The sequence below is a fragment of the Subtercola boreus genome, assembly GCF_003399635.1.
Lineage (GTDB): Bacteria > Actinomycetota > Actinomycetes > Actinomycetales > Microbacteriaceae > Subtercola > Subtercola boreus_B.
In genome coordinates, this window is record NZ_NBXB01000029.1 from 87,428 (window position 1) to 102,586 (window position 15,159).

At 66.1% G+C, this 15,159-nt stretch carries 13 protein-coding genes and 1 tRNA gene; 9 read left to right on the forward strand and 5 right to left on the reverse strand.

Annotation, left to right across the window (positions count from 1 at the left end; translation table 11 throughout):
* Positions 1-53 precede the first annotated feature (53 nt).
* The 3 genes from B7R22_RS10355 to B7R22_RS10365 all read left to right on the forward strand — a co-directional run bounded on the left by B7R22_RS10355 (position 54) and on the right by B7R22_RS10365 (position 2,644).
* Positions 54-566, forward strand: a complete 513-nt coding sequence (locus tag B7R22_RS10355; RefSeq protein WP_116411669.1) for a hypothetical protein — start codon at positions 54-56, stop codon at positions 564-566.
* Positions 567-580: 14 nt separating this feature from the next.
* On the forward strand, positions 581-976 hold the full coding sequence (gene trxA / locus B7R22_RS10360) for a thioredoxin (RefSeq protein ID WP_116411670.1): 396 nt from the start codon (positions 581-583) through the stop codon (positions 974-976).
* Between the two features lie 78 nt (positions 977-1,054).
* Positions 1,055-2,644, forward strand: coding sequence for a family 14 glycosylhydrolase (locus B7R22_RS10365; protein WP_116411671.1), 1,590 nt, complete (start codon positions 1,055-1,057; stop codon positions 2,642-2,644).
* A gap of 100 nt (positions 2,645-2,744) precedes the next feature.
* Here B7R22_RS10365 and B7R22_RS10370 read toward each other — a convergent pair whose 3' ends face one another.
* Together B7R22_RS10370 and B7R22_RS10375 are read right to left on the reverse strand one after the other, a co-directional pair.
* Positions 2,745-2,975, reverse strand: a complete 231-nt coding sequence (locus B7R22_RS10370) for a hypothetical protein (RefSeq protein WP_147305353.1) — start codon at positions 2,973-2,975, stop codon at positions 2,745-2,747.
* On the reverse strand, positions 2,968-5,538 hold the full coding sequence (locus tag B7R22_RS10375) for an ATP-dependent DNA ligase (RefSeq protein ID WP_116411673.1): 2,571 nt from the start codon (positions 5,536-5,538) through the stop codon (positions 2,968-2,970). Before B7R22_RS10375 ends, B7R22_RS10370 begins: the two co-directional genes overlap by 8 nt.
* 69 nt (positions 5,539-5,607) lie before the next feature.
* Between B7R22_RS10375 and B7R22_RS10380 the strand changes: the two genes are divergently transcribed.
* The 3 genes from B7R22_RS10380 (at position 5,608) to B7R22_RS10390 (ending at position 7,991) form a co-directional block, all read left to right on the forward strand.
* Positions 5,608-6,465 (forward strand): Ku protein, encoded by an 858-nt coding sequence (locus B7R22_RS10380; protein WP_116411674.1) that lies wholly within the window; start codon positions 5,608-5,610, stop codon positions 6,463-6,465.
* 90 nt (positions 6,466-6,555) lie between these two features.
* Positions 6,556-7,221, forward strand: coding sequence for a DUF3105 domain-containing protein (locus tag B7R22_RS10385; protein ID WP_253259003.1), 666 nt, complete (start codon positions 6,556-6,558; stop codon positions 7,219-7,221).
* Entirely contained in the window at positions 7,218-7,991 is a 774-nt protein-coding gene (locus B7R22_RS10390; RefSeq protein WP_253259004.1) for a DUF305 domain-containing protein, read from the forward strand. Before B7R22_RS10385 ends, B7R22_RS10390 begins: the two co-directional genes overlap by 4 nt.
* Before the next feature lie 148 nt (positions 7,992-8,139).
* Here B7R22_RS10390 and B7R22_RS10395 read toward each other — a convergent pair whose 3' ends face one another.
* Positions 8,140-9,657 (reverse strand): HNH endonuclease signature motif containing protein, encoded by a 1,518-nt coding sequence (locus B7R22_RS10395; RefSeq protein ID WP_116411675.1) that lies wholly within the window; start codon positions 9,655-9,657, stop codon positions 8,140-8,142.
* 128 nt (positions 9,658-9,785) lie between these two features.
* On the opposite strand from B7R22_RS10395, the gene B7R22_RS10400 reads away from it, so the two are divergent.
* The 3 genes from B7R22_RS10400 to B7R22_RS10410 are packed head-to-tail and all read left to right on the forward strand — an operon-like array spanning position 9,786 to position 11,992.
* A complete protein-coding gene (locus tag B7R22_RS10400; RefSeq protein ID WP_116411676.1) occupies positions 9,786-10,835 on the forward strand; it encodes an LLM class flavin-dependent oxidoreductase in 1,050 nt (349 codons plus the stop codon).
* Positions 10,759-11,532 (forward strand): NADPH-dependent F420 reductase, encoded by a 774-nt coding sequence (locus tag B7R22_RS10405; protein WP_253259028.1) that lies wholly within the window; start codon positions 10,759-10,761, stop codon positions 11,530-11,532. Before B7R22_RS10400 ends, B7R22_RS10405 begins: the two co-directional genes overlap by 77 nt.
* Positions 11,525-11,992 carry a MarR family winged helix-turn-helix transcriptional regulator gene (locus B7R22_RS10410; RefSeq protein WP_116411678.1) on the forward strand — a complete coding sequence of 156 codons (468 nt, stop codon included), beginning with the start codon at positions 11,525-11,527 and terminating at the stop codon, positions 11,990-11,992. The genes B7R22_RS10405 and B7R22_RS10410 overlap by 8 nt, the downstream gene beginning before the upstream one ends.
* 100 nt (positions 11,993-12,092) lie before the next feature.
* Here the strand turns inward: B7R22_RS10410 and B7R22_RS10415 are convergent.
* Positions 12,093-12,166: transfer RNA gene (locus B7R22_RS10415), tRNA-Met, on the reverse strand.
* An 86-nt stretch (positions 12,167-12,252) separates the two neighbouring features.
* Positions 12,253-15,138 carry a UPF0182 family membrane protein gene (locus B7R22_RS10420; protein ID WP_116411679.1) on the reverse strand — a complete coding sequence of 962 codons (2,886 nt, stop codon included), beginning with the start codon at positions 15,136-15,138 and terminating at the stop codon, positions 12,253-12,255.
* Between the last annotated feature and the right edge of the window lie 21 nt (positions 15,139-15,159).

Sequence of the window (15,159 nt, forward strand, 5' to 3'; positions counted from 1 at the left end):
CGGGCACCGCCGCTGTGCGCTCCGGCAGACGGCCAACGCGTAGACTTCCCGACATGATCGTGGAGTCGCTGGATCGCCTCGCTGCCGGGCGGAACGCGAGCATCCGCATCCCCGAGGGGCAGCGCACCCACCCCCGAACCGAGCGCTCCTTCACCGTCATCACCTGGTTGCTGGCGGTCGAGCTTTTGCTCGGGATCACCGCCCTGACCATCGCCTCCGTGCTCACCCTCGACGGCCAGCAGGTGCCGTGGCCGGTCTGGTTCCGCGGGCTGGTCGTGCTCGGTATCACCACGACACTCTTCTACTTCGCCTGGCGGGCCCGCGCTGGCTACTACTGGGCGTACTCGAGGCTCCGCCTGTTCAGCCGGATCTTCCCCATCGTCACGCTGGTCATCGCCGCGATCCCCGGTCTCTACCCGCTCTGGATGATCGTGGAGCAGATCCTCTTCAGCCTGGTGCTGTTCGGTATCAGCGAATACCTCTCGACCGACCACATGCGCCAGGCCTTCGTGAAGCCCGTGAGATCGCTCGTTGGCGAAGCGACGGGGAATACGGTTCAGAGCTGAACGTTCTACTCACTATGAGCACCCAGACACTGACACAAGACAACCACGACCAGACGGTCGCAGACGGCATCGTCCTGATCGACTTCTGGGCGGACTGGTGTGGCCCGTGCAAGCAGTTCGCTCCCGTCTTCGAGGCGACCAGCGAGAAAAATGCCGACATCACCTTCGCAAAGGTCGACACCGAGGACCAGCAGGCCCTTGCGGCCAGCTACGGCATCACCTCCATTCCGACGCTCGTGGTCTACCGCGACGGCATCCCGATCTTCGGACAGCCCGGCGCGCTGCCGCAACCGGCCCTCGAAGGCCTCATCGACCAGGTGCGCGCGCTCGACATGACCGAGGTGCGGAAAGAATACGACGAGGCAGTCGCGAAGCGCGAAGCTGAGAGTCTCGCGACACCGGACGCTTAACTGAGTCTCTCTCAGCTACCATGGTGAGCTCACGCCCGAGGGGACGTGAGCTCACCATTTTCGTACCGAGAGAGATCGATGAAGATCAGACACAACCCCCACTCCCACCCCGTGCACTCCAACCCCCTCCGCCGGCTGCTGCTCGTCGCTGGCCTCACCACTGCCCTCGCGGCCGGTGTGGTCGCGCTGCCGAGCACGGCCCTGGCCGACGCCGGCGATTCCCCCACCGTCAATGCGATGGCTCCGCTCTGGATGGCTGACTGGTCGAGTGACGGCCCCCAGTGGCAGGCCTTCACCCGCCAGCTCACCGAGTTCAAACGCATCGGGGGAACGGGAATCTCCGTCGACGTCTGGTGGGGCAAGGCGGCGACGAGCCCCACCAGCTACAACTGGGCCTACTACGACAAGACGTTCGGGGCGATCAAGGCCTCCGGGCTCAGCATCGTGCCGGTGATGTCGTTCCACCAGTGCGGGGGCAACGTCGGTGACGACGGCGACTGCAAGGTACCGATCACGATCCCGTCGTTCGTCTGGGCGCCCCTGGCCGTGGGCGGCGTCGTCGGCACCCGGCCGGCCGACAACTACTACCAGAGCGAGTACGGCAACATCTCCCGCGAGACGGTGTCGCCCTGGGGAGCCGCCGCCGGGCGCACCTACCAGCAGATGAAGAACTTCATGAACGCGTTCGAAGACCACTTCAGCGGCACAGGGCCGGGCGCAGGCTCTGACCTTCGCGGCTCGATCAGCGAGATCGCCCTGAGCGCCGGCGCTTCCGGTGAGCTGCGCGAACCGTCCTACAACGCCCACGACGCGAGTGTCGCCGGTTCGCCCGCGAACTACCCGAACCGTGGGGTGCTGCAGACCTACAGCCCTGCAGCCAGAGCCTCGTTCACGGAGTGGGTGCTGGCGAAGTACGGATCCGTCGCCGGTGCGGCCACGGCCTGGAGCATCCCCGGACTCACCCTCGACACCATCTCGGCACCGAACGACCACGAGAACTTCTTCACCTCCGGCGCGTTCAAGAACCTGCAGTACGGCAAGGACTTCACCAGCTGGAACACCCAGAGCCTGGTCGGCCACGGGCGGAAAGTGCTGAACGCCGCGATCCAGGCGTTCGACGGCGCGTTCAAGAACCTCGACCTGAGCGAGAAGATCCCCGGAGTGCACTGGCAGACGATGGCGGCTTCGAGCATCCAGCGGGTGCCCGAGGTCACCGCGGGCCTCATCTCGACCGACACCGACATGAACAGTGCGGCCACCGGTCACGGCTACAATTCGATCCTCTCGATGATCGGCGACGTCAACGTGCACGGCGACGGAACCCTGCCGGTGACGCACCGGATCGTGCTGCACTACACCGAGCTCGAGAAGCCGAACCTCGTCGACGACGGCCCGTATCGCGCCTACTCTGCCGCCGCAGACCAGGTGGGCTGGATCGCCGACGCCGCCTGGAACGCCGGCGTGCTCCTGAAGGGCGAGAACGCCCTGAACGGCGGCCTCTACAGTGACGGCGACGCCTCGCACGCGGGTTGGTCCCACATCCGCCAGGCGTTCGACCGCGACCCGGTCCGGCGTTTCTATGGCCTCACCGTTCTGCGGCTGAGCGACGTGGCGACACCGGGCGATGCCGAGAACGGGATGGCGGCCTTCATCCACGACTACAAGTAGCGGTTCAGGCCAGAGGACCTCCGAACACGAAGAACCACTGCTAACACGAAGAAGCCCCGGACCACACGGGTCCGGGGCTTCTTCGAACGATCAGTCCAAACTACGCACCGTCGACGTGACGCAGCACCTGCAGCGGGATGAACACACCGAGGCAGACGGCGACGAGACCCGACGAGAAGATCAACGCCCCGAAGTCGGGGAACTCGAAGGCGACACCGAACAGGAACATCCCGCCGATGAACAGCCCGAGGGACAACACCAGGGCGACGACGGTGGTCACTCCACCTGACGTCTGCCGGGTCTCAACAGGGCCTTTACCGATCTCATTCATGGGTCCATCTTAGATCAGACGGGGACTTGTCTGTTCGCCAGCCGCGCCAACTCGGCTGGCGGAGATGCCCGGAGCCCGTCCACTCGGCGAACTCGACCTCGCCCACAAGGGTGGGCTCGATCCAGTGCGCGTCCGCCGCCACCTCGCGGGGAACCTCGGCGAACGGGCTCGACGATCGCGCGAGCGGCGCGATCTGCTGCACCAGGCGCTCCAGATCCTTCTCGCTGAAGCCCGTGCCGACGCGACCCACGTAGCGGAGCTGCCCGTCGTCGGGGATGCCGAGCAACAGCGATCCGATGGTTTCGGAGCGGCGCCCCCTTCCCGGACGCCAGCCGCCCACGACGACCTCCTCGGCAAGATGGTGCTTGATCTTGATCCAGGACCGCGAACGGGATCCTGCCGTGTACGTGCTCCCGTGCTTCTTCGCCATGACACCTTCGAGTCCGAGCTGCTCACTGCTCGCGAACGCGCCATCGAAGTCACCGTCGAAGGCCTGCGGCACCTGAACACGGGAACGGGCATCCGGAACCACCGCTTGCACGAGAAGGGCCCGCCGTTCGTCGTACGCCTCGTGGAGAAGGGATCGGCCGTCGAGGTTCACCAGGTCGAAGACGAAGTAGTGCACGGCGACGCCCCGCGCGGCCCGGGCCACCTCGGCCGTGCCCTGCAGGTTCATCCGCTGCTGCAGCCGGCCGAAGTCGGGCCGCCCTTTCGCATCGAGTGCCACGATCTCGCCGTCGATGACAGCCGAGTGCGAGCCGACGGATGCCCGGATCGAGTCGAGCAGGTCGGGATACTGGCTCGTCACATCGTTGCCGTTCCGCGTGAGCAGCCGCACGCCGGCTTCGCCCGCGGCATCTGCACCCTCGACGTAGGCGACAGCCCGGATGCCGTCCCACTTCATCTCGAAGGCCCAGTCGCCGGCCTTTCCGAGGTCCTTCTCCGAGCCGAGCGTGGCGAGCATGGGCGTGATCGGCTTCTCGGGCAGGGCACGCCCCGTCGATCGCGCCGCCGCCTGAGCCGCATTCATGGCCGGCGCCTCGTCGTCGGGCTGGGGCGGCAGCCCCCGGTGCTTCTCCTCCTGGGCCTTCGTGTACGTCAGCTCCATGCGGTGGATCAGCCAGTTCCTGGCGCCCTTCTCCTCGCCGCCTCCGGCCGCACCGGGCCCCGCAGCGCCCCGCGCACCCGTATGGATGAGTGCGAACTTGCGGTCGCCCCCGAGCCCGCCCTTCTTCGTGCCGTGGAGCGTCGCGATGACCTCCTTGCCGTCTCGCCACTTCTCGAGGTCGTAGGTGCCCTCATCCCAGATCTCGACCGTGCCACCGCCGTACTCGCCCTTCGGGATCGTGCCGGCGAAGGTGGCGTACTCCAGCGGGTGATCCTCGGTCTGCACCGCGAGGTGGTTCACCTTCATGTCGGTCGGCGGCCCCTTGGGGATCGCCCACGACACCAGCACGCCGTCATGCTCGAGCCGGAAGTCGTAGTGCAGCCGCGACGCGTCGTGCTTCTGGATGACGAACGTGTTACCGGCGCCGGGCGCTGGCCGCGCATCCGGAACCGGCTCGGGGGTCTTCGCGCTGTCGCGCATGCTGCGGTAAGTGTGCAGCGCGTCCGACTCCGGCTCCAGATGCACTCCACCGTCCAGCAGCACCGCGAGCGGATCTCCGCGCCGCTTCACCCGCGCGAGCACCTCCGTGCAGTCGAGCTGCGCCAGCGTGGGCGACGCGAGTTCCCGCCACGTGCGGGGCGCCGCAACGGTCGGGTGCGATCGCCCGCGGAGCGAATACGGCGCCACCGTGGTCTTGGATCCGTTGTTCTGGCTCCAGTCCACGAGCACCTTCCCGACCCGCAACGACTTCTTCATGTCACTGACAACCAGATCGGGGTGATCGGCTTCGAGAACGCGGGCGAGCTCGTGCGCCACGGCGGAGACCTGCTCACTGCTCTGGGTGCCATCCAGCGCGGCATAGAGGTGGATGCCCTTGCTCCCGCTCGTCACCGGCATCGGCTCGAGCCCCATCCCCTGAAGGAGCACCCGCGCCAGCTTCGCGACCTCGACGCACTCCGCCAGGCCCACACCGTCGCCCGGGTCGAGATCGAGCACCAGGCGATCGGGGTTCCGTCTCGCCCCCCGCGGCCCGAACCGCCACTGCGGCACATGCAGCTCGAGCGCCGCGATCTGCGCCAGCCAGGTGAGAGTGGCACGGTCGTTGACCAGGGGATACTCGTTGGCGTGGTCGGAATGCTCGATCGAGTGCCGGCGCACCCACGACGGCGTCGAGTCATCCAGATTCTTCTGGAAGAACATCTGACCCGGATGCTCGTCAGTGCCCACACCGTTGACCCAGCGTTTGCGGGTGGCCGCCCGGTCGCGCGTGTGCGGCAGCAGGTACTCGGCGATCTCGGAGTAGTACTGCAGCACGTCCGCCTTCGTCGTACCGGTCTCCGGGTAGAGCACCTTTTCGAGGTGGGTGAGTCTCAGCCGATGACCGTCGACGTCGACGATCACATCAGCCGAGGAGGTGGATGCCCGGGAGCCTGGCCTTCGCTGTGCGGCGCTCATGGCCCCATCCTGCCCGCCCGCGCGTCAAGGCACTAGCTCTTGACGGGTCGCCGCGCCACACTGGAGGGCATGAGGTCCATTTGGAAGGGTGCCATCACGTTCGGGCTGGTGAACGTGCCCGTGAAGGTCTACAGCGCGACAGAAGACCACGACATCTCCCTGCACCAGGTGCACGACGCCGACGGTGGACGCATCCGGTACCAGCGGGTCTGCGAGATCGACGGCGCGGTCGTCGAGTACGCCCACATCGACAAGGCTTACGACGACGGCGAACGCACGGTGATCATCACCTCCGACGACATCGCCTCGCTGCCGGCGGAGAAGAGCCGCGAGATCGATGTCGTCGAGTTCGTGCCCAGCGAGCAGATCGACCCGATCCGTTTCGACAAGAGCTACTACCTCGAACCCGACTCGAAGTCGTCGAAGGCCTACGCCCTCCTGCGCCGCACCCTCGAGGAGACCGAGCGTGTCGCGATCGTGCACTTCGCCCTCCGCCAGAAGACGCGACTCGCGGCCCTTCGCGTGGCAGGCGACGTGCTGCTGCTGCAGACCCTGCTCTGGGACGATGAGGTGCGCGAGGCGAAGTTCCCGAGTCTGGATGATCATCCCACCGTGTCCCGCAAGGAACTCGACATGTCGGCCAAGCTCGTCGAGTCGTATTCGACCGACTTCGAACCCGGCAAGTTCAGCGACGACTACCAGCTGCAGTTGCGGGAACTGATCGACGCCAAACTGGCGAAGGGCGACTCCGTCGACACCGAGGAGACGTTCGGCGAATCGGCGGACGACGGCGATGGCGATGCGGATGGCTCGGGCGGCGAGGTGCTCGACCTCATGGAGGCGCTCCGCCAGAGCGTCGAGAAGAGCCGGGGTGCGCGCGGGGCCGAGACGAAGACTCCCGCTCGCACCAAGAAGAGTGCCAGTTAGTTGTCGCTTTAACAGATTCCTCCCGGTTGGCATCGCTAGTCTGTCCAGGCACACCTGCGAGAACACCCCTGAGAAGAAGAGGCTCCCCCCGTGGCATCCGGTAACGAGAACAGCGCGCTCACCGTCAAGCAGGAGCGCGATGCGCGCCGGGCGGAGAAAGTCGCGGCGATGAAACGCGCGCAGGCGAGGCAGACGCGCAATCGCCGCCTCGGAATCGGCGGAGGCATCGGAGCCGCGGCGCTGATCATCGTTCTGGTCGTCGTCTTCGTGGTCACCGGATCGGGTTCTGCACCCGCACCGGTCGCGACGAAGGCCGAGGGCGTTCAGACCTTCACCGGGTTGACGCAGAACCACGTCACCGGCACGGTCACCTATCCGCAGGTGCCGCCCGTCGGAGGCAACCACGCGGCCGCCTGGCTGAACTGCGGCGTGTACGACCAGCCCGTACCCAACGAGAACGCCGTACACGACCTCGAGCACGGGGCCGTCTGGGTGACCTACGACGCCTCCCGGGTCAGCGGCGACCAGCTGACGGCGCTTCGAGCCGCACTGCCGACCACCTACATCGTGCTCTCGCCGTACGTCGGGCTGCCCTCCCCCGTGGTCGCCTCCGCGTGGGGCGCCCAGATCCAGCTGACCGGGGCTGACGACACCCGCCTGGCCGACTTCCTGAAGACGTACTGGCAGTCTCCGAACGCTCCTGAGCCGGGCGCAGCCTGCACCGGTGGTGTGACGGCTCCCGGCCTGGTGTCGTGAGCGCATCCACGGATGTCGTCGGCCCCGACGACCTGCTCGACGAGCCCGGGCCGCCAGAGGCCGGCACCCCTGGCGGTTCGGGCGGGTTCGGTTCCCGCTCGGGCCGCACCGTGCGGATACGGCTCGCCATCGCGGTCGGAGCCGTGCTTCTCGTCGCCATCGGACTCGTCGTCGGGCGGGTCACCACCCCGACCGTCACGTTTCCCTCGATCCTGAGCGCAGAGGCGGGTTTTGCTCGCGACATGCAGGTGCACCACCAGCAGGCCGTCGACATGGCGATGACGGTGCGCGAGCAGACCACCAACCCGGACGTGCGCCAACTCGCCTACGACATCGCCACCTCCCAGAGCCAGCAGGCCGGGCAGATGTTCGCCTGGTTGAACCTCTGGGGTCTGCCCCAGGTCTCGCCGTCGCCGCAGATGACGTGGATGACTCTCCCGACCCTCGACCAGAGCGCCTCCGACCACGGCATGAACATGAGCGCCGCGGAGTCGACCCCCGGCGCCGGAGACGCCTTCGCGCCCGGCACGCTGATGCCCGGGATGGCGTCGGCTGCGGATCTGGCGCGCCTCCGTACCCTCACAGGAGTGGATGCCGAGAAGCTCTTCCTCACCCTGATGATCGCGCACCACAAGGGCGGCGTCGAGATGGCGCAGGCGCTCGTCGAGCGGTCGACGAACCCAGACGTACTCGCTCTCGCCAACTCGATCATCAAGGCGCAGACCAGCGAGATCGGCTACATGACGGAGCTTCTCGCGGCTCGCTCGTAGGCCGCTCCGTACCGCTGCTGCCGCGCCCTGCGGGCTTGCCGTCGGATGGATGGGTTCTGGATGCGCGTGGCTGGATCGGTGGGGTGGCCAGCCGAGCGAGGCTCGAAATGCAGATGGTTGGCTGTGGTGGCCGGGTGAGGGCGTCGTTCTACCCGGTGTCGCTGGAATGGTCGTCTCGGAGTTGGTCGTCGACTTCATGACCTGGTGGGTGGTGGCCGGGTTTCAACTGTCTGGCCCGGTTTTGTTGGCAGGGTCGGGGGGTTTGGTTCCAGTCGAGGGATTGGGGTGGGATGACGTGTGGTGTGCCGTTTCGGATGGTCAGTTTCCAGCGGGCTTTGTGCACGTTTGAGTGGTGGAAGTGGCAGAGCAGGGCCCCGTTGTCCAGATCCGTCAGGCCGCCCGGATGGGTTGGGGAAAGCCACCCGTCGACGTGGTGACTCTCACACCATGACGGTGGTGCGTTGCAGCCTGGCCAGACACACCCGCCGTCCCGGGCTGCCAGGGCCCGGTTCTGGGCGGCGGTGAACAGGCGTCGGGTCTTCCCGTGTTGGAGGACCTGCCCGTGCTGACCGAACAGGGTCGTGATGACATCCGCGTGACAGAGGAGCGCTTCGACGGTGGTGTAGGGGACGGGTTCGGTGAGGCCGTCTATCCAGCCCACACCACGCCCGGAGGTGACGTCGTCGAGGGTGGCGTGCAGGTTCACAGTCGGTGCCGCACCGTTCAGTCGGGGCACGATTGGGTCTTTCGCCCCCAGCTCGATCAGTTGCACAAGACCGTCAGCGCGCTTCTGACCCGCACTCCGGGTATCCACCGTCACAGCATCACCCGGCACACCATCATCGTCGAGCGCATCAGGATCGGGGGTGTCAGGCTGGAACGAGACGATCCGCGGGCTTGTGAACGGTTCGAGGGCGGCGCCGATGATCCCGGCCATCGGGGCGGACAACATCCCCGTGATACGAGTCATCCCGGAACAGTGCGGTGTCAGCGTGAGGTACCGGCGCTCATGCAGTTCCGCGTCGCGGGGTTCCGCGCCGTCGGGGTCGAGGTGCTCCCTGTACCGGATCGCGAGATCGTCGACCTCACGCACCGAATACCCGAACCCCGCGACCCGATCCTGCGCATACGACACCAGCCCACCCTCCGCCTCCTCGACCTCCTCAGTGAACCCCACCCGGGAAGCCACATCAGTGAGACGGCGGGTGATCAACGCCGCAACATCCACCCCAATATCACCGCGCGCGAGAGCTTCTGCGACGCGGGGGAACTGCGGCGGGTTCGGCAACCCCGCCAGAGACATCGTCGTGTGGGTTCGGGTGGCGAGCCGAAGGCGATCCTGAACGGTCCGCTTAGACGCCTGCGTCACCGTCTCAAGGAACAACTGCACAGAACTGAACCCATGCACTTTGCACAACCTGTCATCGCCGTATTCGACAGCAGACAAAGCCGCCACCTCCCCAGCCATCCGCACACGCAACCCATCCACAATCCGGCCCAACGACTCGACCTCCGCCGTCGCGACCATCACATCCCCATCGGCAAGCCCGCAGGGCGCGGCAGCCCCACCACCACCCAAAGCCAACAAGGCGTCGAACCGCTGCCGGGCATCCAAAACCCACTCCATCACCGAAGCAATGTCACAAGAGGAGGCTGGCTGGTTCATGCTCCAAGTCAAACACCAACCACTGACATTCCCTCAGCAATCCGTTTTGACACTGTATTCGCCCCCGTTAGTTGACGCGTCAATCAAATGTAGACATAATTGAAACGTCAACTACTTTGGAGGATGTTGTGAGTGCTGTTCCGTTCGAACTCGGTCTCAACACGTTCGGCGATGTACCGACGGAGAACGGGCGCACCTTCACCGATGCCGAGACGGTGCGACTCATCGTCGAGGAGGCGAAACTCGCCGAAGCGGTCGGTCTCGACGTCTTCAGCGTTGGCGAGCACTACCGTGAAGGCTTCGTCGACTCGGCAGGCGCAGTCATTCTCGCCGGGATCGCGTCCGTCACCGACCGCATTCGACTGGGCACAGCCGTCACGGTGCTCAGCACCAACGACCCTGTGCGCCTGTACAACGAGTTCTCGACCCTGGATGCCCTCTCCGGCGGCCGCGCACAGCTGGTGCTGGGGCGGGCATCACAGACCCAGTCGTTCCCGCTGTTCGGCTATGACCTGGCCGACTATGAGGCACTGTTCGAAGAGAAGCTCGAGCTCTTCATGAGGCTGCAGCGCGAGTCACCGATCACCTGGTCCGGCACGGTGCGTGCGCCTCTCGTCGACGTGACCCTGCACCCGACCATGCGTGCAGGCGGCATCCCCACGTGGATCGGCGTCGGGGGGAGCCCGAACTCCGTCATCCGCGCGGCCCAATACGGCCTGCCCCTGATGCTCGCCATCATCGGCGGCGAGCCAGAACGATTCGCCGGTCACGTCGACCTGTACTTTCGCGCCCTCGAGCAGTTCGGAAAGCCGCTGCAACCGGTCGGCCAGCATTCGCTCGGACTGGTCGCCGACACGGACGACGAGGCCGCTGAGACCTGGTGGACATCATGGAAGCCGATGATCGAGATGATGGGAAAGGAGCGAGGCTTCTATCCGCCCACACGCGAGCGCTACCAATCGGAGCTTCTGACGGGCGCCCTCTTCGTGGGCTCCCCCGAAACCGTCGCACAGAAGATCGCGCGGATGGTGCGCGAGCTGCGGATCAGCCGTTTCGACCTCAAGTACGACGTACCGGGCCTCTCACGATCGGCTCGGGCGCATTCGATCGAGCTGCTCGGCACGGTCGTGGCACCGCGCGTGCGGGAGATCCTCGCCGAGGAGAGCGTCAATGTCTGACGTCACGGTCGGAATCCTCGGAGCGGGCAAGGTCGGCACGGTGCTCGGCCGGCTGCTCCTGGCGGCGGGCTACCGCGTTCTCATCGCAGGATCAGGACCGGTTTCGCGCATCGAACTCACCATCGAGGTGCTCGTTCCGGGCGCGGTGACGGCGACGGCGGATGTCGTCGCTCGTGAGTCTGACATCGTCGTTCTCGCGCTGCCCCTGGGCAAGTATCGCTCCATCCCGCGCAGTCAGCTCGAGGGCAAACTGGTGATCGACGCCATGAACTACTGGTGGGAGATCGACGGCATCCGAGACGACCTCGACGACCCGCGGGTCTCGACGAGCGAGATCATCCAGGACTTCCTGCCGACGTCGCGCGTCGTGAAAGCCTTCAATCACGTCGGGTACCACGACCTCGACGCGGGCCCGCGACCCGCGGGCAGTGTCGACCGCACGGCGATCGGTATCGCTGGAGACGATGACGCCGGCCTTGCCCGGGTGGCGCAGCTCGTCGACGCGGTGGGGTTCGACCCCGTGCCCATCGGCAGCCTGCGAGACAGCATCTCGCTGCAGCCGGGAAGCTCGCTGTTCGGCGCCAACTTCACCGCGGACGCAGTGCGCACGGCGATCGACGACTTTCCAGCGACCCCCCGCGGCCAGCTGGTCGCGGCTACGAGAGCACACGAGTCGGGAGGGGTTGCAGATGACTGAACCGAGGCGCGAGTCGATCTCAGCAGACGAGCTCCGCATCTGGCGGAACTACATCGAGACCGCCGAGCTTCTGCGGGCTCGTCTCGAGCGACGGCTGCAGAGCGACTCCTCGCTGTCCTCCGGCGACTACGGGGTGCTTCTCGCGCTCAGCGAGGCCGACCAGCACACTCTCCGTTCGTCGGACCTGGCGGCCGTGGTCGGCTGGGAGCGCAGCCGTCTGTCCCATCACCTGGGACGGATGGAGAAGCGCGAGCTGATCTGCCGGAGCCCCTCTGCCGAGGACACCCGGGGGTCGGAGATCCGGCTCACCGAGATGGGGGCAACCGCTTTCCGCCGGGGCTCGGTCCCCCACCTGCGAGCAGTACAGGATCTGTTTCTCGAGGCGCTGACACCTGAACAACTCGTCGGCGTCGAGTCGATGACGGACTCGCTCCGCGCCTATCTCGAACCCGAGACCTAGAACGCCCGCGCAGCTCAGTCGAACGGGCACCAGAACCAGCACCGGCGCAAAGCAGAAGGCCCGATCTCACCGAGACCGGGCCTTCTGCTTGCTGCTTTTGTTGCGGGGACAGGATTTGAACCTGCGACCTCTGGGTTATGAGCCCAGCGAGCTACCGAACTGCTCCACCCCGCGGCACAAGATGTAACACTATCACAGCATTTGGATGGTCTCGACCACCGAGCCCTCCCGCGGCCCGAAGACCGCGGCAGGGCGAGCCCCTACTGGGCGCCGGAGGCCGCGATTGCCGCGGCCACCGCGTCCTTGAGCTGCTGGTCGGCGACGCCGTACGCGGTCCAGTCCGCAGCCTGGAGCGCCGCCGTGCGCGCATCCAGTGCGGCCTTGGCGTCGCTCAGCGCCTTCGTGAGGGCAGCATTGTTACCCGTGCTCGTGGAGGTGCCCGTTCCGGCTCCTGTGCCCGTGGCGGGCGTCGTGATGCCCCCATCGCCGGCCGTGGCTCCCGAATTGCCTCCGAAGAGATCGTCGAGCGCAGCGTCGAGGGTGTCCTCGAAGGCGATCTTGTCGCCGAAGCCGACCAGGATCTTCTGCAGCAGCGGGTAACTCGTCTCACCGCGCGAGCGCACATACACCGGTTGAACGTAGAGCAGCCCTCCCCCGACCGGCAGGGTGAGCAGGTTACCGCTCAGCACCTCGGTCGACCCCTGTTTCAGGAGGTTGAGAGCCTGCGAGACGGTGGGATCCGAGTTGAACTTGTTCTGCACCTGGCCGGGGCCGGGCACCGTCGCATCCTTCGGCAGAGTCAACAATCGCATCTTGCCGTAGTCCGCGGCCTTCTGACCGGCCACGGAACCCGCGTTCGCATCGACCGCGAGATACCCGTTGAGACTCTTCGACGTGTCCTGCCCGGTGAGCGGGATGAAGGTCGAGTAGATCGAGTACGACGGAGCATCCTGGCCCGGTACCTGCAGCGTCAGGTAGTACGGCGGCTGCGTCGTCGGGTTCGAGGCGGGCGATGTCGGGTCGTTCGGCGTCGTCCAGGCGTCTTCACGCGAGTAGAACGATCCGGCGTCGGTGACGTGGTACTGCCCGAGGATGGCCCGCTGCACCTTGAAGAGGTCGGCCGGGTACCGCACGTGGCTCATCAGCTGGGCGCTCATGTCGCTCATCGGCTTGAGAGTCGACGGGAAGATCTTCTGCCAGGTCTGCAGCAGCGGATCCGTCTCGTCCCACGCGTAGAGCGTGACCTTGCCGTCGTACGCGTCGACAGTCGCCTTCACCGAGTTGCGGATGTAGTTGATGTTGTTGTCGGGCGCGTACCCGGGCTTCGTGGTGTACGTGTCGGCGATCGCCGCACTGAGCCCCTCCGTGCGCGAGTACGGGTACTCGGATGTCGTCGTGTAGCCATCCACGATCCAGACGACCTTGCCGTCGACCACTGAGGCATACGGTGCGGAGTCGATCGTGAGGTAGGGCGCGACCTTCGACACCCGGGTGGCAGGGTCACGGTCGTAGAGGATCTGCGAATCGTTGTTGACAGCCTCGGAGAGGAAGATCTGCTCCGACTGGAACTTCAGCGCGTAGGCGAGCTTGTTGAAGACGTTGTCGAGCTTCGGCCCGCCATCACCCGTGAAGGTCGTGTAGGTCTGCGACGCGCCATCCGTTCCCGACGGGTAGTCGAGCTCGATCTGGGTGGAGCCTGCCGGCGCACCCACGATCGAGTAGTTGGGCGAGTTCTCACCGAAGTAGATGCGCTGTTCGTAGTCGCGGAGCACACCCGTGCTGGGGATGCCCTGCTCGGCGAACACCGGCTGGCCGTCGACCGCGCGCTGGTTGCCGTAGGCCGCGACGATGCCGTAGCCGTGGGTGTAGACGACGGTCTGGTTGTACCAGCTGGCAGATGTACCGAGCTGGGCGAGGTTCAGGTCACGAACGGTCGAGACGACGTCCTGCGTCTTGCCGCCGATCGTGTAGCGGTCGACATTCAGGTCTGTCGGGAACTGGTAGTACTGCCGGAACTGCTGCAGTGCCGCGAAGGTGCTGCTCACGAGGGCCGGGTCGAGGATGCGGATGCTCGAGGTGGTGGCCGCATCCGCCCGGAGCGCGCCGGGCGCAGCGGTCGTGGTCGCGTCGTAGGCGATCGACTCGACATTGCTGACACCGTAAGCGTCACGCGTGAGGTCGATGTTGTCCTGGAGATACGGCTGCTCGAGGCTCCGCTCGGAGGGGGCGACCTGGAAGCGCTGCACGACCCACGGGTAGAGCGATCCGAGGATCAGCCCGCTCACGATGAGGAGCACCGTGCCGATGACGGGCAGCCGCCAGCGACCGATGAACGCGGCGAGGAGGAACAGCACGGCCACGATCACGGCGATGCCGGCGAGGATCTGCAGGCCCGGGATGGTGGCGTTCACGTCGGAGTACGAGGCACCCGTGATGAGACCGCCGGAGTTCGACAGCGTCGCGAACTGGTCGAGCCAGATGCTGACGGCCTGCAGGAGCAGGTAGATGCCCGCGGTGATCGCGACCTGGATGCGCGCGGTCTTCGAGATGCGCACCTCGCGCTGGCCGAAGCGGATCGCGCCGTACAGATAGCTGGTCGCGATCGCCGAGATGCCCGCGATTAGCACGACAGCCGAAGCGAAGCCGACCACGCCCTGCCAGAACGGCAGGTCGTAGACGTAGAACGAGATGTCCAGGTTGAACTGCGGATCGGTCGTGCCGAACGAGGTGCGGTTCAGGTACTGCAGCGTGACCTGCCACCGGGCCGCGGCCGAGACGCCGGCGAAGAGGCCGAGGAGCGCGGGGATGCCGAAGGCCGCAAGGCGGCGGAGGGGCTCGACGACCTGCTGGTAGCGATCGAGTTGCGAGTTTAGTTTCGCGTAGACCGGACGGAAGCGGAACGCGATCTCGATGCTCACGAAGACCGGGATGGCCATGGCGAAGAAACCGATGCCGAACATGGCCGCGCCGGCGAACCACTGGGTGGTCAGCACGCTGAGGAAGCCGAGCTGGTTGAACCAGAGCACCTCGGTGTAGAGGTTGGTGAAGACGAAGAACAGGATCGCGAGAACGGCGATGACCGCAATGGCGACTGCGATCACCGTGCGCGATCTGCGTGCTGGCTTCTGGGCTGTGGAGGAAGTCACGGATAGCCTCTTGTGGTTGCT